Consider the following 20,046-nt stretch of genomic DNA (forward strand, 5'->3'; position numbering starts at 1 on the left):
CAAGCATCGGAGCGTCTCCTCGGCCCGCGGACAGCAAGGTGCATGCCCTTGCCTTGCGCTTCGAGCCCGGCGATGATGCGGGCCATGAAGATCATGCTCAAGCTCGAAAACCTGAAGACCGGCGAGACGTCTTTCCAGGAGTTTCCGGACGAGGAGGCGACGGCGGCGTGGCTCCGCGAGCGCCCGCGCTTCACCGACGTGCTCGGCGTGGTCTTCGAGGGCCTCTCGCGCGAGCAGAACGACCGCCTGAAGGGCGCGATGCGGCCGCTCGACCCCGAGGAGCAAGCGGCCGAGAAGGCCCTCGCCGAGGCGCGCGAGAAGGCCGCCGAGGCGCAGGCGCTCGCGCGCGAGAAGGAGAACGAGGCGGCGCGCGCGGCGCATCGCGAGGCGCAGAAGTCGCTCGACCCGAACCGCCCGATGGAGGTCCGTTTCCGGTACGACACGGGCCTGCAGCTCGCCGATCAGGACGATCCGCGCGGCATCTCCGACGAGGTGCGGGCGGCGTGCACGGCGTGGATCGAGGAGCGCAACGAGTGGGTCGCCTCGCGGGGTCAAATCGTGGGCGAGGCCAAGATCACGGTCCTCCCCGGCGCGCTCCCGAAGCCCGGCGCCGATCGCGTGCAGCATGGCTCGTTCGTCCCGGTGACCGGCCCGAAAAAAGCCTGACGCGGGTCGGTCTGTCCGAATCTCCCATTCTCTGACCGTCAGCCGTCCTCGTGGCCTCGCCCGAAGGCCGCGAGGCTCCGCGCGTCGGCCTCTTCGGCGCGCACGAGCTCGAGGACGATCCGACCGATCCGGAGCCGCGCGCCCGGCGAGAGCTCCTGCGACGCGCGCACGAGCTCGTCGTTCACGAACGTGCCCGAGGTGCTCGCGACGTCCTCGATCGTGACGCGCCCTTCCGCCACGGTGATCCGCGCGTGCCGCCGCGAGACGGTGTCCGACACGAGGCGGATATCGGCGCCCTCCGTGCGCCCGAGGACCTGGGCGCCTTCGCGGAGCGGGAGGACGCGGCCAAGGTCCCGCGGCAGCTCTTCGAGGACGACGAGCGCGAACGACGTGGCCATGCGCTCAGGTTTACCACGACCGTAAGTGACCATCGGTCCCGTACACGCTTGACGGCGGATCAACGGTCGCTTACGACCGCGGATCCGTTACGGGGTTGTCGACATGCGCAGCACGAGCAAGCCCCAGGCGGGCGAAGGATGGCAGAGGGCGCACAGCGCCGAGCAAAAGGAGCAGCGGCGGGAGGCGATCCTCGGGGCCGCGGCGGAGCTCTTCGTGGAGCGAGCGATGGCCGACATCTCGATCGGCGAGGTCGCCGAGCGCGCCGGGCTCGCGAAGGGCAGCGTCTATCGATATTTTTCCACGAAAGAGGAAGTCTTCCTGGCGCTCTTCATCCAGGCGCTCGGCGCTTGGTTCGACGAGATCATGCCCTTGCTCCGGGGCCTCGCTCCCGATACCTCGCCGTATGACGTGGCCGCGCTCGTCGTGCGCACGCTCGCGCCGCGGGAGCCTATGCTGCGGCTCCTGGCGAGCAACTCTTGCGACATCGAGCAAAACCTCTCCCTCGAGGCGGCGCGCGCCTCCAAGCGGTGGGAGCTCGAGCATATCGTCCGCGCGGGGGAGGCATTCGAGGCGGCGCTGCCGGCCTTGCCCGAGGGCGGCGGGGTGCGGGCGATCCTGCGGCTCGGCGCGCTCGTCTCGGGCCTCTGGCCGATGGGGCACCCGGTCGGGCCCATGAAAAAGGTGCTCGCGGCGCCGAAGATGGCCCCGCTGCGCGTCGATTTTTACGGCGAGCTCGAATCCTCGTTCGGAGCGCTCCTCGCAGGCATGTGCCGCGCGTCGTGAGCCTCGCACGGTGGGGACACACGGGCAAACCCCGGGTGATGACGACCGCAGCGGCGCAGGCCTGAAGCAGGGTTCGCGGCCGTCCTTCCTGGAGGACGGGATTCGTCAGGCGATGCCGGATTCGACAATCCGGTTTCCGCCCGCTCGATGGGAAATCCGTCTTCTGGCAACATCTGTCGTTGCCTTCACCCAGGAATTCACGCGGTCGCGGCAAACGCTGGAATCCGGGGGCCGATGCCGCCCTCGCGCCGTTCGTGTTTGCGCTGCACGCGTGCCGGAGGTCGAAGGACGTCGCCGCGGCGGTCGCCGCGGAGGGCGCGCGGGCCCTCGGCGCCACGTCCGGCTCGCTCGCCGTCCTCGTGGCCGACGAGCTCTCCGTCCCTGGCACGAATGATCCAGCCCCGCGGGGGCTCGCCGCGGCGCTCTCCGCGCCGGGGCCCACGCGGTTGCGGATCGCGGGGCGCGAGGCGTGGGCGGCGCGGCTCGCCGTCGGCGACAGAGTGCTCGGCGTCGTCACGTTCGAGGGGCTGCGCCGCGAGGGGCCTGCGAAGGTACGTTTGTCCCGGCTGGCCCAGCATTGCGCTCCGGTGCTCGCGCGCGTGCTCGCCGAGGAGGCGGAGCTCTCGGCATTGCGGCTGAGCCATGAGCTCCTCCGCGCCGTCACGGAGGGCACGCACGATTGTGTCTTCGTCAAGGATCTGAACCTCCGGTACGTCATGATCAACACGGCGGGCGCGCGGGTCTTCGGCCTCGTGCCCGAGGACGTCGTCGGGAAGGACGACAAGGCGCTCTTCGCGCAGGCCGACGCCGAGGAGATCGCCCAGCGCGACCGGGAGATCATGACGAGCGGGCGCACGACGATCTACGAATGCACCTCGACCACGAGCCATGGCACGACGCGGTCCTGGCAATCGATGAAGGGGCCCTGGTTCGACGAGGAGGGGCGGGTCGTCGGCCTCGTGGGCATTTCGCGGGACGTGACCGCGCGGAGGAAGGCCGAAGAGGGGCAGCGGCTCCTCGCCGAGGTGAGCGGCATTCTCGGCGCGTCGCTGGAGTACGAGAGCACGCTCGCGGCCATGGCGCGGCTGCTCGTGCCGGCGTTCGCCGAAGGGTGCACCATTCACGTGGAGGAGGCCGGCGAGCGGTATTGCCTCGCGGCGCTCGGCCGGGGGGCAGCGTTCGCCGAGGCCCTGCTCGGCCTCGTTCCGCCGGGGCGCGCGCTCGGATTTGGCGAGCTCGACCCGACCCCGCGCCGCGAGCTCGAAGCGCGCGGCATTCATTCGCTGCTCGTCGTGCCCCTCGTGATTCAGGGGCATGCGCTCGGCCACATGACGCTCCTCGGCGTCGCGCCCGGGCGATTCGTGGCGGAACCGGAGCGCGCTCTCGCCGAGGAGCTCGCGCGGCGCGCGGGGATGGCGATCGACCGCGCCCGGCTTTATCGAGCGGTCCAGGAGGCGAGCCGGCTGAAGGACGAATTTTTGGCCGTCATCTCGCACGAACTCCGCACCCCGCTCACGGCGATCCTCGGCTGGACCGGCATTCTGCGGCGGGACTCGGTGCCGGAGGCGAGCCGCGGCAAGGCGCTCGAGACCATCGAGCGCAATGCGCAGACGCAGGCGCGCCTCATCGAGGATCTGATGGACATGACGAGCATGATCGCGGGCACGCTCCAGCTCGACGCCGCGGATGTCGACCTCATGCAGCCGCTCACGCAGGCCGTGCGCGCGATGCGCCCGCTCGCGGAGGCGAAGGGGATCCGCCTCGAAACCGCGTTCGAGACGAGCGGGCCGCTTCCTGTCTTCGGCGACGACCTCCGGCTGCGGCAGGTCATCGAGAACCTGCTCGGCAATGCGCTCAAATTCACGCCGCCCGGGGGCACCGTCGAGATCGGCTGCCATCACGGCGACAAGGCCCTTCTTTGGGTGAAGGACGACGGCGTGGGGATCTCGCCTGCGACCTTGCCGCACGTCTTCGAGCGTTTCCGGCAAGGCGACAGCTCGTCGACCCGGAGCCATGGCGGGCTCGGCCTCGGCCTTTCGATCGTGCGGTATCTCGTCGAGGCGCACGGCGGCGCGGTGGTCGCGGAGAGCCCGGGGAAGGGGCTCGGCGCGACGTTCACGGTCGAGCTGCCTTTGCGCGTCGCAAAGGCCTCGGAGGTCACCATCGTGGAGGGAACCTCCGCGCCGCGGCGCGACGACCTGCATGTGCTGGTCGTCGACGACGCGCTCCCTTCACGCGAGCTCGTCACGGGCATTTTCAACAGCGTCCGCTCCGACGTGACCGCGGTTCACAAGGTCGCGGAGGTGGTCGTCGCGATGGCCCCGAAGCAACCGCGCTCCCGGCAGGACACAGGGCGTTCCTGAGCGGTCATGGGGTCCGCAGGAAGCTCCTCGCCACGCGGACGAACGATTCGTGCTCCTCGAAGGCAACGCCGTGGCCTGCGCCGGGCAGGACCCACAACTTCGCGTCGGGGATCGCTCGATACATCTCGACGGCGAGCTCGACCGGATAAAGCGGGTCACGGTCGCCGTAGACGACGAGGGTCCGTGCCGTGATCGTCGCGAGGTGTGGGGGCGTGAAATGCATGTCGTCGTGGCGCGCGGCGAACGCGCGGCCCTGATCCCACAGCGCCACGATTTGCGCGTCGCCGCGCACGTGCCGCTCGCGCATCTCGCGCCATTCTTCTTCGGACCTTCCTTCGACGGTCATCTGCCGCATGAGGACGCGCGCCTGCTCGGGAAAGTACGGGGCCGCCGCGACGAGCACCATGGCCTCGACGCGGCTCGGCTGCTGCGTCGCCATGTGCAAGAGCACGTTGCCGCCGCCGCTGATGCCGAGCGCGCGGAATCGATCGATCCCGAGCTCGTCGAGGAGCGAGTACATGTCGCGGGCGACGTCCCGAAACATGAACGTCCCGCGGGGATTTCCGGAACGGCCGTGGCCGGGCAGGTCGGGGACGACGGCGCGGAACCCTTCGTGGAGGGTTTCGCCGAAATGACGAAAGTCGCGGCCGCATCCGGTGAAGCCGTGCAAGAGGACGAGCGGCTCGCCCTCGCCGTGGATGTCGACGTGCATCTCGATGTCGCCGCGGATGTGCATCTGGCTGCTGTGTGCGCTCATGGTCGAACTCCTCTCCTTCCAGCGAGCGGGAGAGTCCCTTATTCGCTCATGGCGTCGGCCTTCAGGTAGGCCTGCCAGGCTTCGATGTCGTACAGGCCGAGGTGAGCGATGACTTCGCCGCATTTCCGGAGGAGGTCGTCGAACGAGGCGCTCTCGTCGTCCTCCGGGTCGTCCCGGATTTGCATTCCGACCCAATCGACCCATTCGACTGGAATGGGCGCGAATTCGCGGAAGTAGGTCGTCTTTTCCTCGGCGGAGCGGCCTTCGGCCCATTGCCACCACGCCATCATGTAGCTTTCGCCGCCGCCCATGCGCCAGTGAATGCTGTACCGCGGGACTTCCGGATACCGGAGCCACGGCGGGAGCGGCGAGGTGCGCCCCTGCGCGCGGAGCTCCCGCTCCAGCGACGCTCGAACCACCACCTCCCCATCGAACGGCTTGTCTTCGTCCTCCGCCACGAAACCCTCCTCGCGGGCGTCCAGGGGCGCGCCGCATCGCCGGGCAGTGTCGGAGAAGCGTCGTGGTGGTGTCAAGTCGCTCGCTATTGATAGGTGAGTGCGCCCGAGCGATAGAAGCGGGCTTTCTGGAAATGCACGCCGGCCTTTGTTCCAAGCAAGCGGCCGCGCACGGGTTTCTCAGCGGATCAGCGTGGTCCTTGCTTTGCAACCCCTCGGGCGGCTGCCGTCGTGGGCAGTCGGGGAAAGTCCAGGATGGAGGGAATGCCCATGCGTTCATTCACGATCGCGCGTGCCGCGGTGCTGCCTCTCTTCGGCCTCGTGCTCGCCGCTTGCTCGGTTGGGGGAGACGAGGATCTCGCGCTGGGGCGGGGGAACGCGTCGGGCGCCGAGAAGGGCAGAAATCCTCAGGTGCCCTCGAAAGGCCGAGAGCCCCAGGTGCCCTCGAAAGGCGGAGAGAAGGATGAATCGCTCGCCGACGACGTGGAGTTCGTGCCCGTCGAGGGCGACGCCGGTCACTTGACGGGCGGCGCGTTGTCCGAGGGCAAGGAGGTCGAAGGCAAGGAGGTCGAAGGCAAGGAAATCGAGGGCAAAGGCATCGAGGGCAAGGGCATCGAGCAACCGGTGCCGAGCGACATCGGCAAGGGCGAGGGGACGAAGGAGCCCACGCCGATCGAGGTCGGCAAGGAGGCCGGCGAGAAGGAATCGGAGATTCCCTCGAAGGGTGGGCTTCCCTCGAAGGGGCCTCTCGGCTCGAAAGGCGGTCTCCCCTCGAACCCTGTTCGCGAGGTGAACAGCGCTTGCCCGAAGGCGCAGGGGGTCGAGGTCGTCGGGGCTTGCGTGCAGGCGCTCACGTACGCGAAAAACCCGGAGACGGGCGAGTGCTGCGTGTATGCGACGCCGTGCGACGTGCCGAAAACCTGGGAGGCCTCGTTCGTGGCGGAGGCCGTTTGCCGGTAGCGTCTTTGCGGCGCGATTGACAAGCCAGGATCCCCTCGGCTTAGATGCGTGGCCATGGAGCCTGTCATCGTGGACGAGGGGGGTGTGACGGTCGTGGAAGGCCAGCCGGACCAGGCGTTCCTGACGAGCGCGCGGGATGTGGATCGCGTGATTGAGGCCTGCTTCGGAAGCAGCGCAGGATGCGTCCTTCTTTACGCGTCGAACCTGCCGGCGGCCTTCTTCGACCTCAGCTCGCGCGTGGCCGGGGACATGCTGCAAAAATTGCGGAACTATCGGATTCGGCTCGCCGTGGTATGCCCTCCGGGGAGCGTCAGCTATAGCAGCCGGTTCGGCGAGATGGTCACCGAGGAGAACCGCGGCGAGCATTTCGGGGTATTCGAGACCCGTGCCGAGGCCGTGGAATGGATCCACGCCTTTGCCTGAGGACGCTCATTTCGCGCCCACCCGCACGTACGTTCCACCCGTACGCCCCAGCGTTTCCGGCGTGTACATCTCCTCGATGTGCGTCGGTGGTACCACGAATCGGCCGATGTGGGCGGCGCGGGCGAGGTAGCGGAATTTCCGGATGCCGGCGGGGAGCCGGTCGATGAAATAAACGACGCGGTCGTCGCGCATTTCGCGTCGTTCGGCCGGCGTCGCCTCCAGGCTCGCGAGCCACGGGCCGCCGACCTGGTGGGCGAGCCGCATGGGTTCGAGGCCGCCGGGGACCGGGTCTTCGAGGACGACGAAGCGGCGCGGCTCGCGCGTGACGACCTCGATTTCGCAAAGCACGACCTGCCCGGGATCGAAGCGGGGCTCGGCCTCGGCGCTGGCCGCGAGGACGGGCCCGCCGAGGTCCGCGACGGGTCGGAAGGATTTCGTCACGTAAAACCCGGCGTCGAGCGGCTCGCGTGGCATTTCCAGGCGGGCATACCGGAGGATGGCCTCGTAATGGAGGTGGCCTCCGCCCACGGCCTCGAAGGTGAGCGGCGCGCCGCGGCCGCGAAGGAGAGCGGGCATGGGCACGAATGCCGCGCGGCGGATCTTGCCGGACTCGCCGCCGAGGGGCGCGTCCGCGAGCAAGGTATCGCCGAGGAACACGCGCGCCTCGACGGGATCGAGGGGCGCCGGGTTTTTCTTGCGGTAGGCGTCGAGCGCGAGCAGGGCCCAGGCGGCCTCGTGGGTCGTGCGGTAAGCGCCGCCGGCGCGCGCGTCGACGAGGCCACGCGCGAGGCGGGCCGCGAGCGGGTGTGTGGGGTTCGTCGCGACGAGCGCGAGCAACGCCGCGGCGTCGGCGCGCACGCTGGAGTCGAAATCGTGCACGGGCGTTTGGGTCTCGGATGCACGTGCCAGGTGCGCCGCGGGGCCGTCGATACGGATGTTCGTTTCGAGGTCGCGGAGGAGCTCGCGGGCCTCGTCCGCATCGGCGCGGCCCGAAAGGACGAAGGCGTGGAGCAGGAGGGCGCGCGCGAAAAGAGGCATGCGCGCGCGTTCGCCGAAGAGCGCGCGCATTCGACTCTCGTCGGCGCGGCGGGCCCTGGCGAGCACGTCGAGCGCGAAGGCGGCTCGTTCGAGTGCAGAAGGGTCCGCCGCGGGGAAGGGGGCCGCGAGGCTCGATACGAGGGAGCGGGTCGCGTGGTCGAGGGCGCCTTCGGGCACAGGCAGGCCGCGGCGGCGCGCTTCGTCGAGGCCCCATAATGCATAGGCCGTGATGTAAAAGTCTCCCTCGGAGGAGCCGGGCCAGAGGCCGAAGCTCCCGTCCTTTTGCTGGTGCGTGAGCAGCCGGTCCACCGAGGTCCGGAGCGCGGCGTCGACGTCGCCTCCTTTGGGTGGGTTGGTTTTTTCGGGCACGAGCGGCACGCCGAGGGAATCGGCGAGGTCGCGGAGCGCGAGGAGCGGGACCATGCGGCTCACGGTTTGCTCGGTGCATCCGTACGGGTATTCGACGAGCTGCTCGATGCCCGCGCCGAGGCCCGCGAGCGGGGTCGATGCGAGGGATATCGTGAGGCCGCCGGTGTCATTTCGCAGGCCCGCGAGATCCCCGAGGCGCTCGGCGATGGCCGAGGACGTCTCGCCGTGAGGGAGGCGGTTTCGAGTGTCGTGGGTACGCCAATCTGTGTTTCGAGGTCGACGCTGTCGGCATCGTCCTCCAGGCGGGCATCAAAGGAGAGGCGCGCCTTTCCGGCGGCGTCGGCGCGGAAGGGAAAACGCACGAGCGCGGAATGCTCGGGGTCGACCGTGGCCTCGCGGCGCATGGGGCCCGCGGGCGTGAGGCCACCCTCGGCGCTCGCGGTCACGACGGTCTTGCCGCCAGTGATGTCGAGCGCGGACACGATCACGGAGGCCTCGAATTGGTCCCCGGCGCGCAAGGCCAGAGGAATGCTCGGGCGGGCCATGAGGTGCTTCGACGTGACGACGGTGGAGTCGTCCGAGCCCGTACGATCGTCCTCGGCCACGGCCATGGCCATGAATCGATAGGCCGTGAGGCCGTCGGGCAAGGTGATGCGGCGTTTCACGCGGCCCGTCGCGTCCGTGAGCAGAGCCGGCAGGAAGGCCACGGTTTGTCGGAAATCGCCGCGGCGGGGGCCGATGCTGGTCGCGCCCATGCGGACCTGGGGTGGCTTCGAGCGGTGGCCCCCCGAGAACGTGCGGAGGAGGTCATTCCGGACGTCCTCTGTCGAGACGCTCCCATCCCGTGGTGCATAGATCGCGTAGAAGGGATCGGGCGTGAGGTAATAGGTGAGCATGAGCGAGCCTTCGTCCGCGGCCCACAAGGTGACCTCGGCGCGCACGGGTTTGCCCGTGGCGTCCTTGGTGATGACCTCGACGTCGAGCGTCTCGCCCGGCGCCGCCTGGAGCTTGCTCGGGCGCACCTCGACGCCGAGCTTGCGGGCCTTGGCTTCGACCTCGATCGGAGCCGTCCGCGATTCCGAGCGGTTGCCGAGGAACGTGGTGACCGTGATGTCCGCATTGGGCATCATGGAGAACGTGATCGGAATCTCGACGGTCGTCTGCGTGCCCGCGGGCGCGAGGGACACGACACGCCGGAAGAGCAGGCCCTCGCGCTCGACCGTGACGAGGGCCTCGGTCGGCTTGGAATGTGGAGATTCGAGGACGACGCGGGCGGTTTGTCCGACCTGATGCTTGATGTGCTCGAGGCGCAGGGCGAGCTCCGGAGGCGGCGGCGGAGGCGGCGGCGGAGGCGGCGGCGGCGGGCGGGAGGCGGGGGACGGGCTTGCAGGCGGGACCGGCCGCTCGACGCGCAGCGAATACGAGGCTGCGGCGCGGCGGCCCTTTTCGTCCTTCGTCGTGGCGCGGACGATGAGCTCGGCGTCGTCTTCCGTCTCGACATCCTGCGCGGGAATCACGAAGTCACAGCCGACGGGCGCGGGGCCGCTCTTGACGTCGCAGGCGCCGAGCGGGCTGTCCTCGACGAGGATGCCTGCGCGGCCGGCGCGGCGGCGCGAGAATTCGAGGTGGACCGGGCGCGCCTGCCGGTCGCCCGCCGAGGTCACGACGAGCACGGTCGGCGTGATCTTGTCGCCCGGCTTGACCGAAGACTGCTCCGGGTCGGCGAGCGCGACGAGCACGCTGGCGGGGTGAACGAGCGCGCTCCCCTCTGCGGAGCGTGTCTGCTGGTTGAGATCCGTGATCTCGACTTTGCAGGCGACCGACTCGACCGTCATTTGGCCGGGCAATACGACCGGGATCACGAGGGAGAAGGCGCCCTGGCCGTCGAGCTTGCCCGTGCCCTGGGCGATATTCGCCACGGGCGCCCGCGCGTCGTGCTCGGTGAGCACGTAATCGGTGAGGCCCGGGACGCTGGGCTGGCCGAGGCCGCGGGTCACGACGATCGAGGCGCGGCCGCCGGCCATCGGCGCGCCGTAGAGCATCTCGCCCTGCGCGGTGCAGGTCATTCGCTCGCCCTGCTCATAGATCTGTTTGTCGAGGAGCGCCGTGGCCTTGCTCTCGACGGGGCGGTAATGATCCACGGAAAAGCCCCAATAGATGCGTTCGCCGTCGAGCTCGGCCTCGGCGCGGTAATACCCGAGCGGGGCGTCCTCGGCGAGGGGGACGATGGTGGCGAAGGTGCCGAAACGCGAGAGGACGTGGCGCGAGGTGCTGATCGGGCGGCGCTCGGAGTCGAGGATGCGCAACGTGACCTCACGGCCACTCGGCGTATCGAGGCCCGCCGTGACGGGGACACGAAGGACTCCTTTGAGCTCCACGCGTTCGCCGGGTCGATAGATGCCGCGGGCGGAGAAGAGGCGGCCGACGGGCTCCGGCGCGCGGGGGGCGGCGAGGGATTGGTACATCCAATCGTCGCCGCTCCGCGCTACGACGACGAGCTTGGCCTCGGGCTCGCCCGCTTTTCGCGTGGGGATTCGCAAGGGGATGGCCGCGAGGCCCGTGTCGTCGGCCAAGGTCGCGCCGAGGATCGAGGGGCGGCCGCCGCGAGGAATGTGGTGGACTTCGACCCGCGCGCCTTTCACGGGCGACGTGTTGGAGAGGCGGGTCAGCCAAACGAGCGCCTCGTCCGGAGCGATCTTCGTCAAGGGGCCGAGGTCGGTCAATTGCATTTCGTGTTCGACCGTCTGCGGCGGCTGCCCCGGCGCGCTGCGATACGTCCCGCGGACGAGCACCGGGCCACTCGTGACGCCTGGGGGCAAGTGATCCTGGACGACGAGGTCAGACCAGCGGTCCTGGTTGCGTTTGCCCGTGCGCGCCACGAAGCTCGACGAGGGCGAGAGCGGGACCTGGTTTCCGGCGAGCCGCGCGAGGGTTTGGGTTGGATCGAGCGGGAGCAACGAGATGGTCGCGTCGACGGTGTTCGTCACGCCAATCGGCAGGAGGCGCTTTTCCGGGACCCAGTAGGTGCCCCTCGCGCCGATGACGAGGTCGGCGGGAATGTCCCCGAAACGAACCTCGCGCTTCACGGCCATCGGGAGGCGCTGGCCATGGATGTCCTGGAAGACGCGGCGGGCGCCATTGGCGCGGAGCTCCACGCGATAGGTTTGGCCCGGCGCGAATTCTCCGTGGATGTAGACCTCGCGGCTCGATTCACCGTCCTCGTAGGCGCCGGACACGTAATACGAGCCGGGGCTGGGTTCGATGACGATGGCGCGTTCGAGGACCTCGTCCGAGACGGGCGTCGCGAACGTCAGCGTGACGGTGCCGTGGGTCGGGTCGCAGCGATCCTTTTCGAGAGGATGCGGCTGGCAAGCGACGGAGACGAGGCCCGCGGGGCCGAGGGTGCGATATCGGATTTCCTCGGCCTTGCCCGCCGAGAGCTCGCCCTCCGCGCCGCGGAGCGAGGCGTCGATCCGGACGACGACGTTCGTGTCGCGCGGGAGCGGGGCGCGCGGGGCGAGGACGGCGCGATCGGCGGTCACCTCGACGATCGAAAAAGGGATGGGGCCGCGGCCCGCGTCGATCGTGACGGCGCGCGAGAGCTCCGCGGCTTTTACGGATTGTGTGAAGAAGAGCGTGATTGGCGCGTCCGTGCGAATGCCGGTGGCGCCCTGCGCGGGCTCGCTGCCGGAGAGGGTGGGCCGCGGGGTCGAAAACGAGAGGACGAACGGGGCTTCGAGGGCGCTACCGTCGAGCGCGCGGGTGCCTGCGGGGACCTCGACGCGGAAGGGCGTGGCGGGAGGAAATGGTTTTGACGGGACGAACTGGAGCGCGCTCGATCCGACCCAGGAGAATGCGCCCGGGTGGGCCGGGGTGATCTGGACCGGGGCGTCGGGCGCGCCGGAATCCGCGCCGAGCGCGCGCATGGGTTTGCTGAAGACGAGCGTGATTTCGGGGCTCGTGCTGGTGTCGCCGTTCGGGCCGGCGAAGACGACGCGAAGCGGGCCGGCCTCCGGGGCGCGCGGGGCGAGGGCCGTGCGAGGGGCAAGCTCGCCCCGGACGGGCGCCGCGGGAGGTTTCAGCGGAAGTGCGCCGGGAAAACAGGCCGCCGAGGCGGCGGCGAGGGCAACGAGCACGGCGGCGGCAGGCGAGGGGCGGCGGAAACGCATGGGGACATCGAGATCGACAGATGAGGAGGCCCGAGGTTCCCCGGCTCATTCGTCTTTGGCAGGACGGTAAAGCTCCACGCCCGACGCACCAAACGTCGTACGCAAAGGCTCGCGTTCGCCATGAGGCCACGCCGCGGGGGTATGGCGCAAGAGAGGATGGGGGCGGAGGGATTGGAAGAGGACGTGGCAAGGGTCGTCGGCCGCGCCGCCGAGCTCGGGCATTGCCTGGAGCCCGAGGCCGGGGCGATCCCGCGGGGGCTCGTCGCCGAGGTCCTCGGCGAGGGCGCCGGCCATGTCGAGCAAGGCCTCGCGAATACGCGCGTCCGCGCTCGCACGGGCCGCCGCGCGCATGGCTTTCACGGCCGGGCGTGCTTCCTTTCCGAGGACGTCCTTGCCGGCGGCGGAGAGGGCCGTCGCGAGCGAGAGGCGCAGCTCGGGCGAGCGCGTGGCGAGCAGGCGCGCGACGAGGCGGGGGGCGATTTCGGGTGGCCATTCGTCGGCCTCGCGCGCGAGGGCATAGGCGGTGCGGATCGGGGGCTCGTCCGGGGCCGCGAGGGACGACGCAATACGCGCAAGGGCGGCGGCGAGCGCGGCGCCGCGGGCCCCCTCTTCGAGCAGGACGACGGCGGCGGCGAGGGAGCCGGGCGAGGCGCCGGCGGCAATCCGGGCGAGGCGCGGGACGTGCTCGGGGAAATGGGCGAGGACGGCATACAGGCGCGCGCGTTCGTCGAGGGTCTCGGCGTGGACCGATTCGAGACGCGGGAGAGCTTCGGGCGCGGCCACGCGCTCGATGGTGTCGAGCAAATACGAGGCGACGAGGGGGCAGGCGCGGACGTCTTCCCGGTCGAGCAGGCGCACGAGCTCCTCGCTTTCGGTCGGATCGAGGCCACGCACCTCGAAGGCGACAGTGGCCGCGAAGAGTTTGTCCGGGTGGGTGTCGCGCAGGTGTGGCACGACGAACCGATACCGGCCGGGCGGGAGGATACGTTCGCCGCCCATGAGGGGGAGCTCGGAGACGATCGTCGCCGCGGAGGGGGCGAGCTCGGGCTGGGCGGAGACGGTGAGGCAATACCCTTGGCGGGGTGGAAAAGCGCGATAGACGTCGTCGAGGCCGAGCCGCTCGATCGTGCCGAAGAGGCCAGGCCAATGGCGCGCGCCACGGATGGGGTCGGGGTTCTTGTTGACGAGGCGGAATGCGGAAAAGGGAGTATCGCCCTGGTGGGGTTCGAGGACGACAAGGGACGTCTCGCAGCCGGGATTCGCCGGCTCGGACGTGGGCGGGTCTGGCGCGGCGATCACGGCGCCACGCGCGGCGGCCTCGCCTCCGCGCGGGAGGGTCGGCGCGCTGCATCCGAGGACAAAAAGCAGGGAGAGCGCCGCGGGGGCGCTCGCGAGGCGGGCGGAACGGGGCATCGCGGCATCGTTGGACGCGTGGGCATCGATTGCCTTGGGCTTCGAGCGATTCTGGCGTGCTGGGCCCGCTCACGTCCGTCGGCACGGATCTTTTCGTCGTGGCGCGCGCGGTAAGGGGGCGCGCTTGCGGGGGCACGAACGGCTCGATAGACTCCGCCGCGATGTCCAAAGAGACGTGGGCCTGCGATCTGTCGCCGGGGCGGCATCGAATCGGGGAAGGTCCGTTTCGCGTCCGCGGCGTCATGTACATGGGGTATTTCGAGCACGCGACCAAACGCACGCCCGGTGGCCTGCCGGCCGTGTACGCCGCGATGGCCCACCCCGAGGTCGAGGCGTTTCTCGAACATACGATTTTCCTCGCGGCGTCGAGCTACGACATCGTGCCGATCATCCATTTCGCCCGCGCGCTTGCGCAGGTCGAGGGGACGCCCTTCGACAAACTCGTGCGGGGGCGTGCGCGTCATGCAGGCGAGCACAACGTGATGGGGCTTTATCGCGCCCAGATGCGCAGCTCGTCGGTCGCGGACATGGCTGTCCGGCTGCCGCGGATCTTCGAGCGGTATTTCGACCAATGCCGCGCGGAGATGTCGCCCGCCGGCGAGGGGCTCGTGGAGGGGCGGTTCGCCGGGATGCCGGCGCCCACGCTCGGGTATTACGTGTGGTGCAACGAGGGGTTCATCGAGGGCGCGCTCAGCGCCGCCGGCGCGCGGGACGTGCGGTATTCGTGGTCGGCCCCGATTTCTGACGGCGAGCGCGACGGGACGCCGCAAAGGGCCGTCACGGTCCGGATCACCTGGGCGGTTTGAACGAGGGGGCTTTCGCTCGGCAAGCTGAGCTCTCGCCCCCCACGCCCACGCTCATTCGTCGTCCTCGTCCTCCGGCACGACCTTCCCTTCGTACAGGGCAAACGCGACCTCGAAGCCGTCTTCCTCGAACGACGTGACGACGTCGTCGAACGAGGCATTCTCGTGATACCCGAACCCGATCTGGTCCGTCGGGCCGAGCACGCCCTGGAGCGCCTCGCTCTCGGCCGCGGCGAACGAGCGCAGGACGCCGAGCAAGGCCTCGGCGGCGCCACGCGGGACGGGCTTTTCGGGGTGCCGCACAAAGAGCTCCATCAGGTCCGCGTCGTCCTCGATCAGGAACCAGATGGGCCGCTCGGCGTACTTCTTGACGAGCGCGGCGTCGGCGAATCCGCGCAGATCCCCGAATCGACCGAGGACGACCGTGGGCGCGAGCTCGTCCTCGTCCTCGTCCTCCTCGCCTTCTTCGCCCTCGTCGAGCTCTTCCTCGTCGAGCGGCGAAGGCTCCTCTTGCTCGGGCGCTGGTCCTTGCGCCTTCGGGTCCCGTCGTTTGTCCATCGTGCTCACCGGGGTCCTCGCTCCACGTCGATCCACTACCGTCTGCGCGGGTGTCCCCGATGGACGTGTCCATCGACACCCACGCGCCGTCGTTTTTACCCCACCACGGCCGCGTCCGCGACTAGGATGGAGCGTCGCCTCGCGCCGGCCCCTCGCTTTTCGCGGAGGGGATCGCCTGCGGGAGTCGCCCATGCGTTTCTCGCCCCTCGCGGATAGCCGCCTCGAAATCCTGAATCTGCTCGACCAGCCCGTCTGGATCACGGACCCGGACGCGGTGCGTATCGTGTGGGCGAACCGCGCAGCCGTGGCGCTCTGGCGCGCCGAGGACGTGCGGGAACTCGTCAACCGGGACCTCGCTCCGTCGCCGACGATCCGCGCGACGTTGCAGCAGCTCCGCGAGCGCGTGACGACCGGCGAGCGCTTCGGGTCGGAGCGGACGATCTATCCAAAGGGAGAACCCGTCCGTGTGCACATGAGCTTCAAGGCATTTCCGCTGCCCGACGGCCGCGGGGGCCTGCTCGTGGAGGCGACGCCGATTCGCGACGCGATCGACCCCGAGGTGGTGCGCGCGGCGGAGGCTGTCCGGTATGCGCCGCTCGTGGTGACGACACACGCGCTCGACGGATCGCTTCTGCAAGCGAATACGCTGGCGCGCGCGACGTTCGGCAATGCATTCTCGTTCGCGGGGATCTTCGCCGAGCCCGCGGAGGGGGCGCGCGTGCTCGCGCAAGTCGCGGGGGGCGAGCCGTTTTTCGAGGACGTGGAGGTCGTGACGACCGAGGGGACGCGGTGGTTTTCGGTCGCGGCGCGGCCGATTCCGGACGCCGTGACGGGCAAACCCAGCATTCTGGTGAGCGCGCACGACATGACGGCGCGTATCGAGGCGGAGCGCGCGAAGGACGACCTCGTGAGCGTGGTGAGCCACGAATTGCGCACGCCGTTGACCGCGATCCGAGGCGCGATCGGGCTCGTCGTGGGCGGCGTGGCGGGAAAGGATCCCGCGCTCCAGGCGGAGCTTTTGCAAATGGCGTCGGAGAACGTGCAGCGGCTCGGGCGGCTCGTGGACGATCTGCTCGACGTGCGAAAGCTCGCGGCGGGGAGCATTTCGCTGAAGTTCGCGAACGTGGATCTCGCGGACGTGGTGCGGGGCGCGGTGGAGCTTTATGCGCCGGCGACGCGGGCGAAGGAGATCGTGGTGGAGGCGGACGTGCCGGCGGGGATGCCGGTGTTCGTCGATCCGCAACGGATTCAGCAGGTCGTCCTGAATTTCCTGTCGAATGCGATCAAGCACTCGCCGGCCGGGGAGGTCGTGCGCGTGCATGCGCGATCGATCGCCGAGGGGTTCCGTGTCGAGGTGGCGGATCGGGGGCCCGGGGTGCCGGAGGCGTTCCGGGACAAGATTTTTCGGCGATTTTCGCAGGCCGACGCGTCGAGCACGCGCAGCATCGGCGGGACGGGGCTCGGGCTCTACATCGCAAAGACGATCGTGGTGATGCACGGCGGCCGCCTGGGATACGAGAACGGGAAGGCAGGCGGGGCGGTGTTTTTCTTCGAGTTGCCGGCGAAGGCGACGGATTAACGCGGGGGGCTGGCGAGCTTCTCGGGCGGCGTCTTGTCGAGGAGCGCCTCGCGGAGGAACGCGAGGAGGGCACGTTTTTCGTCGGCGGAGAGGCCGAGCGCGCGGACGTCGGGGTCCTGGTTCGGGACGGGGATCCCGAGGCCCTTGCCGCCGCCCTTGTCGTAGAAATCGACGACCTCTTCGAGCGTGCGGAAGGCGCCGTGGTGGAAATACGGCGCCGTGCGCGCGACGTCGCGGGTGGTCGGGGTCTTGAATGCGCCCTCGTCGGCCGGGCGTGAGGTGAAAGCGCCGCGGCCGCGGTCCGGATCGAGGGTGGTGCCACCGGGTTTGTCGGGGACGCCAAGGACGGCGAAGATGGGGACGGCGAAATCGAGCGGGCGGGAGCCGCCGAAGAACGGCGGAATGTGGCAGCGGGCGCAGCGGCCCTTGCCGGCGAAGACGTCGAGGCCGCGGCGGTGCAAGGGCGAGAGCGCAGGTTCGTCGCCGCGGGCAAACAGGTCGATCGGGGCGTCGCCGGGGACGAAGGCCTCGGATTCGAAGGCGGCGAGCGCGCGGCCGACGTTGTCGGTGGTGACGCCGGGCGTGGGGAGCGCCTGAAAGAGAGTGCGGAGGTCCGCGGCGGTTTCGATCGCGCGGAGGAGCTCGTCCGTTTCGAGGCCCATTTCGGCGCGGGCGCGGATGACGCCGAGGGCCTGGCGCTCGGGCGTGAGCGCGCGGCCGTCCCAGAGCTGGGCGGCGTGCAGCGGGGCATAAAGCAAGGTCGGGGTATGGCGCAGCGTGACGGCCGGATCGAGGGAAGGCGGGCGGACGAGGCCGTCGGCGAAGCCTTTTTCGGGGACGTGGCAGGTGACGCAGGAGCGAGCGTTGTTCTTGGACAATCGTTTGTCGAAGAAGAGCTTGCGGCCGAGCGCGGCCCAGGTGGCTTCGTCGCCGCTCGCGCCGCGCGGGCGGATGCGCGGGGCGGGGAGGGTGAGGGCCGAGACGGGTTCGTCCGCGTCGATCTTCGCGACCGGGAACCGGGCGCGGTAAGGCATTCGAACGGGGAGGCCGGCGGCGGCGACGAGGCGGCGGAGCGCGGCGCCGAGGCGGCCGGTGGCGAGGACGAAGCTCGCGCGGTCGTCGAGGTCGTCGGCGGTCTTCGCGGCGTCGAGGCGCGCGCGGAGGGGCCGGGTGATCTGTTTCACGGATTCGAGGGCGGCCGGGGTTTCAGCGGTCCCGGGGTTCGCGAGGGCCGCGGAGGCGGATTCGATGAAATCGAGGGTGCCGCGGAGATCGGCGAGGACGGCGGCGGAGCCCTCAGGGACGCCCTGGAACGATTCGAGCGCGAGGGCGCCGAGGTCGTACGCGGCGAGCGAGAGCGCATGCGCGACGACCCCGGGCACGGTCGGAATGCGGCGCGCTTCGCTCTGGAAGAGGCGCAAGGCGCGGTCGAGGGTGACCATTTCAATACGCGCGGCCGCGGCGTCCCCGAGGACGAGGGCGGCGTCGAGGCGGAGGAGCGCGCCGCCGCCTTCGTCGATGGAGCGCGGAGGGCCGAAGACGACCTCGCCGCCGAGGCTCTCCGGCCTGCGCCAGATCGGCGCCCCCGCGGCGAGGGAGCGGCGAAGGGCGAGGTAATGGGAATTCGTGTCGCCACGCCCCTGGGGCATTGCTGCCACGAGGGATTCGAGGGCTTCGAGGCCGCGGCGCGCAGGCTCCTCGACGACACGCGTGAGCGGGGAGGGCGGAGGTTCGGGCGGGGCCGTGGACACGACCGGCTTCGCGCTCGCGTCCGCGGGGGCGGGGCCCTCCGGCTCGTCCGGGCAGCCCGCGAGGAGCAGGGCCGCGAGGACGAGCGCGGAGAGGCGTTCAGGGCTCGTAGAGCGCTTTGCAGGCATCGAGCTTGGCCTGGTCGACCGTGGGCATCGCGAACGTGGGGGGCTCGGCGTGCGGGGGGTTTTCGAAATCGAACATTTCCCAGGGCGCCTCGGCGTTCGCGTCGCGGTTCGTGAGGGCCGGCATCTGGAAGCGGGCCTCAATGAAGCGCACGATCGAGGTGTGGTCGTAGGTGTTGTGACCGACGAAATGCTTCTTCGCGTAGGGAGAGACCACGAGGAGGGGGACGCGGACGCCGAGCTGGTCGAATTTCGCGTCGGTATCACCCGGCTCCAATTTCGGGACGATGTCGTCGGGCGGGCAGGCGGGCGGAGGCACGACGTGGTCGTAGAGGCCGCCATGCTCGTCATACGTGAGGAAGAGGGCCGAGCGGCTCCAGGCCGAGCTTTTCGCGAGGGCGTCGATGACGGTGGCGGAGAACTGCTCGCCGAGCATGGCGACCGCGGGCGGATGCTCGTCGTTCTGCGCATAACCTTCCCGCGCGATGCCCGGATCGACGAACACGACCTGGGGCAAGTTGCCGGTCTCGAGGTCGTAGAAGTAATTCTCGATCGGAACGAAATGCCCGTGCTCGTCCTTGCTGTACTGGAGGTACTTCTCGACGAAGATCGCGGCGCCGGGGGTGGTGGAGACGTACACGCGCCAGGAGACCTGCCGCATTTCGAGGTAATCGAAGAGCGTCTTGTCCGGCGTGACGAAACTGTTGTGGACGGCCCCGAAGGAGCTCGCCGCGTAGAGGTACATGCGATTCGGCCACGTGGGGCCGGGGACGGAGGAATGGTAGTGGTCCGCGATGGCAAACTCGTTCGCGAGCCAGTAATAAAACGGTAGATCGTCCTGGGTGTAGTAGCCGAGGCCGCGGCGGCCGCTCAGCATGTCCTCGGGGGCGCCGGCGCTCGGCAGCTCGTGCCAGCCGTCGTTGGTCTTGAAAAAACCGTCCATCTTGCCGCCGTTGATCTGCTCGTGCGTGCCGGTCCATTCGTGGTTCGTGTCCACGAAGCAGAGCTGGCTGTCGCGGAACGTGGCGACGGCGGTGCCGGTGTCGTCGGGGTTCGTGAAGTTCTCGGGCGCGACGTCGACGTCGTCCTGGCCGGCCTCGGGCAGCTTCTGGAAGTAATGGTCGAAGGAGCGATTCTCCATCATCATGACCACGATGTGGTCGATGGGAATCTCGGCGCCGTAGGGGCGCGACTTTCCTTGCGTCTCCGCGGGGAGCATGCCCGCCGTGTATCCGCACGAGGTCCGCTTCGCGGCGGCGTCGTCGTCGCTTGGCGGGACGACGTCGCGGTTCCATTCCGCGGGGCCCGGGAGCGGGGGCGGGGGCGGCGGTTCCTCGTCGGGCGTGCAGCCGACGAAGGCGAGGGTCGGGAGCAAAGCGAGGAGCAAAGAGCTGGCGCGGCGCATCGACTCCATCATCGCGCGCGAGCCCGGTGGCT

General features: G+C 69.6%; 16 protein-coding genes. 7 read left to right on the forward strand and 9 right to left on the reverse strand.

All coding sequences use genetic code 11. The features are described 5' to 3' along the window. Positions 1-84: 84 nt before the first annotated feature. Positions 85-666, forward strand: a complete 582-nt coding sequence (locus POL67_RS08770) for a hypothetical protein (RefSeq protein ID WP_271916673.1) — start codon at positions 85-87, stop codon at positions 664-666. Positions 667-704: 38 nt separating this feature from the next. On the opposite strand, the gene POL67_RS08775 is transcribed toward POL67_RS08770, so the two are convergent. Beyond that, entirely contained in the window at positions 705-1,064 is a 360-nt protein-coding gene (locus POL67_RS08775) for an FHA domain-containing protein (RefSeq protein ID WP_271916674.1), read from the reverse strand. A gap of 103 nt (positions 1,065-1,167) precedes the next feature. Here POL67_RS08775 and POL67_RS08780 point away from each other — a divergent pair, with 103 nt between their 5' ends. Then, the gene (locus POL67_RS08780; RefSeq protein WP_271916676.1) at positions 1,168-1,848 is read left to right on the forward strand and encodes a TetR/AcrR family transcriptional regulator; all 681 of its coding nucleotides are present in this window, start codon (positions 1,168-1,170) and stop codon (positions 1,846-1,848) included. 254 nt (positions 1,849-2,102) lie between these two features. Beyond that, positions 2,103-4,211, forward strand: a complete 2,109-nt coding sequence (locus tag POL67_RS08785) for a PAS domain-containing sensor histidine kinase (protein ID WP_271916677.1) — start codon at positions 2,103-2,105, stop codon at positions 4,209-4,211. Between the two features lie 4 nt (positions 4,212-4,215). On the opposite strand, the gene POL67_RS08790 is transcribed toward POL67_RS08785, so the two are convergent. Together POL67_RS08790 and POL67_RS08795 are read right to left on the reverse strand one after the other, a co-directional pair. Further along, on the reverse strand, positions 4,216-4,968 hold the full coding sequence (locus POL67_RS08790) for an alpha/beta fold hydrolase (protein WP_271916679.1): 753 nt from the start codon (positions 4,966-4,968) through the stop codon (positions 4,216-4,218). 38 nt (positions 4,969-5,006) lie between these two features. Next, complete coding sequence (locus tag POL67_RS08795; protein WP_271916681.1) at positions 5,007-5,426, reverse strand: hypothetical protein; 420 nt, start codon at positions 5,424-5,426, stop codon at positions 5,007-5,009. Between the two features lie 267 nt (positions 5,427-5,693). Here POL67_RS08795 and POL67_RS08800 point away from each other — a divergent pair, with 267 nt between their 5' ends. Beyond that, on the forward strand, positions 5,694-6,383 hold the full coding sequence (locus POL67_RS08800; RefSeq protein ID WP_271916684.1) for a hypothetical protein: 690 nt from the start codon (positions 5,694-5,696) through the stop codon (positions 6,381-6,383). A gap of 54 nt (positions 6,384-6,437) precedes the next feature. Beyond that, a complete protein-coding gene (locus POL67_RS08805) occupies positions 6,438-6,806 on the forward strand; it encodes a DUF4180 domain-containing protein (RefSeq protein ID WP_271916686.1) in 369 nt (122 codons plus the stop codon). Between the two features lie 6 nt (positions 6,807-6,812). Here POL67_RS08805 and POL67_RS08810 read toward each other — a convergent pair whose 3' ends face one another. The 3 genes from POL67_RS08810 to POL67_RS08820 are packed head-to-tail and all read right to left on the reverse strand — an operon-like array spanning position 6,813 to position 13,795. Next, a complete protein-coding gene (locus POL67_RS08810; protein ID WP_271930774.1) occupies positions 6,813-8,267 on the reverse strand; it encodes an alpha-2-macroglobulin family protein in 1,455 nt (484 codons plus the stop codon). A gap of 5 nt (positions 8,268-8,272) precedes the next feature. Next, positions 8,273-12,382 carry an Ig-like domain-containing alpha-2-macroglobulin family protein gene (locus POL67_RS08815; RefSeq protein ID WP_271916688.1) on the reverse strand — a complete coding sequence of 1,370 codons (4,110 nt, stop codon included), beginning with the start codon at positions 12,380-12,382 and terminating at the stop codon, positions 8,273-8,275. A gap of 45 nt (positions 12,383-12,427) precedes the next feature. Next, on the reverse strand, positions 12,428-13,795 hold the full coding sequence (locus POL67_RS08820; protein ID WP_271916689.1) for a hypothetical protein: 1,368 nt from the start codon (positions 13,793-13,795) through the stop codon (positions 12,428-12,430). A 161-nt stretch (positions 13,796-13,956) separates the two neighbouring features. Here POL67_RS08820 and POL67_RS08825 point away from each other — a divergent pair, with 161 nt between their 5' ends. Beyond that, positions 13,957-14,601, forward strand: coding sequence for a hypothetical protein (locus tag POL67_RS08825; RefSeq protein ID WP_271916690.1), 645 nt, complete (start codon positions 13,957-13,959; stop codon positions 14,599-14,601). Positions 14,602-14,652: 51 nt separating this feature from the next. On the opposite strand, the gene POL67_RS08830 is transcribed toward POL67_RS08825, so the two are convergent. Next, positions 14,653-15,165 (reverse strand): hypothetical protein, encoded by a 513-nt coding sequence (locus POL67_RS08830; protein ID WP_271916691.1) that lies wholly within the window; start codon positions 15,163-15,165, stop codon positions 14,653-14,655. A gap of 181 nt (positions 15,166-15,346) precedes the next feature. Here POL67_RS08830 and POL67_RS08835 point away from each other — a divergent pair, with 181 nt between their 5' ends. Further along, positions 15,347-16,735: a PAS domain-containing sensor histidine kinase gene (locus tag POL67_RS08835; RefSeq protein ID WP_271916692.1), complete on the forward strand. Its 1,389-nt coding sequence runs from the start codon at positions 15,347-15,349 to the stop codon at positions 16,733-16,735. Here POL67_RS08835 and POL67_RS08840 read toward each other — a convergent pair. Then, positions 16,732-18,612, reverse strand: a complete 1,881-nt coding sequence (locus tag POL67_RS08840) for a cytochrome-c peroxidase (protein ID WP_271916693.1) — start codon at positions 18,610-18,612, stop codon at positions 16,732-16,734. The two genes, POL67_RS08835 and POL67_RS08840, sit on opposite strands and share 4 nt — an antisense overlap. Further along, positions 18,584-20,014 carry a phospholipase C gene (locus POL67_RS08845; RefSeq protein ID WP_271916694.1) on the reverse strand — a complete coding sequence of 477 codons (1,431 nt, stop codon included), beginning with the start codon at positions 20,012-20,014 and terminating at the stop codon, positions 18,584-18,586. Before POL67_RS08845 ends, POL67_RS08840 begins: the two co-directional genes overlap by 29 nt. Between the last annotated feature and the right edge of the window lie 32 nt (positions 20,015-20,046).

Origin of the sequence: Polyangium mundeleinium (genome assembly GCF_028369105.1) — a bacterium.
Classification (GTDB): domain Bacteria; phylum Myxococcota_A; class Polyangia; order Polyangiales; family Polyangiaceae; genus Polyangium; species Polyangium mundeleinium.

Coding starts and splice junctions, on each gene's coding strand:
- POL67_RS08770 (WP_271916673.1), top strand. CDS start 85: ATGAAGATCATGCTCAAGCTCGAAAACCTGAAGACCGGCGAGACGTCT.
- POL67_RS08775 (WP_271916674.1), bottom strand. CDS start 1,064: ATGGCCACGTCGTTCGCGCTCGTCGTCCTCGAAGAGCTGCCGCGGGAC.
- POL67_RS08805 (WP_271916686.1), top strand. CDS start 6,438: ATGGAGCCTGTCATCGTGGACGAGGGGGGTGTGACGGTCGTGGAAGGC.
- POL67_RS08840 (WP_271916693.1), bottom strand. CDS start 18,612: ATGCCTGCAAAGCGCTCTACGAGCCCTGAACGCCTCTCCGCGCTCGTC.
- POL67_RS08835 (WP_271916692.1), top strand. CDS start 15,347: ATGCGTTTCTCGCCCCTCGCGGATAGCCGCCTCGAAATCCTGAATCTG.
- POL67_RS08845 (WP_271916694.1), bottom strand. CDS start 20,014: ATGCGCCGCGCCAGCTCTTTGCTCCTCGCTTTGCTCCCGACCCTCGCC.
- POL67_RS08780 (WP_271916676.1), top strand. CDS start 1,168: ATGCGCAGCACGAGCAAGCCCCAGGCGGGCGAAGGATGGCAGAGGGCG.
- POL67_RS08800 (WP_271916684.1), top strand. CDS start 5,694: ATGCGTTCATTCACGATCGCGCGTGCCGCGGTGCTGCCTCTCTTCGGC.
- POL67_RS08790 (WP_271916679.1), bottom strand. CDS start 4,968: ATGAGCGCACACAGCAGCCAGATGCACATCCGCGGCGACATCGAGATG.
- POL67_RS08825 (WP_271916690.1), top strand. CDS start 13,957: ATGTCCAAAGAGACGTGGGCCTGCGATCTGTCGCCGGGGCGGCATCGA.
- POL67_RS08820 (WP_271916689.1), bottom strand. CDS start 13,795: ATGCCCCGTTCCGCCCGCCTCGCGAGCGCCCCCGCGGCGCTCTCCCTG.
- POL67_RS08810 (WP_271930774.1), bottom strand. CDS start 8,267: ATGGTCCCGCTCCTCGCGCTCCGCGACCTCGCCGATTCCCTCGGCGTG.
- POL67_RS08815 (WP_271916688.1), bottom strand. CDS start 12,382: ATGCGTTTCCGCCGCCCCTCGCCTGCCGCCGCCGTGCTCGTTGCCCTC.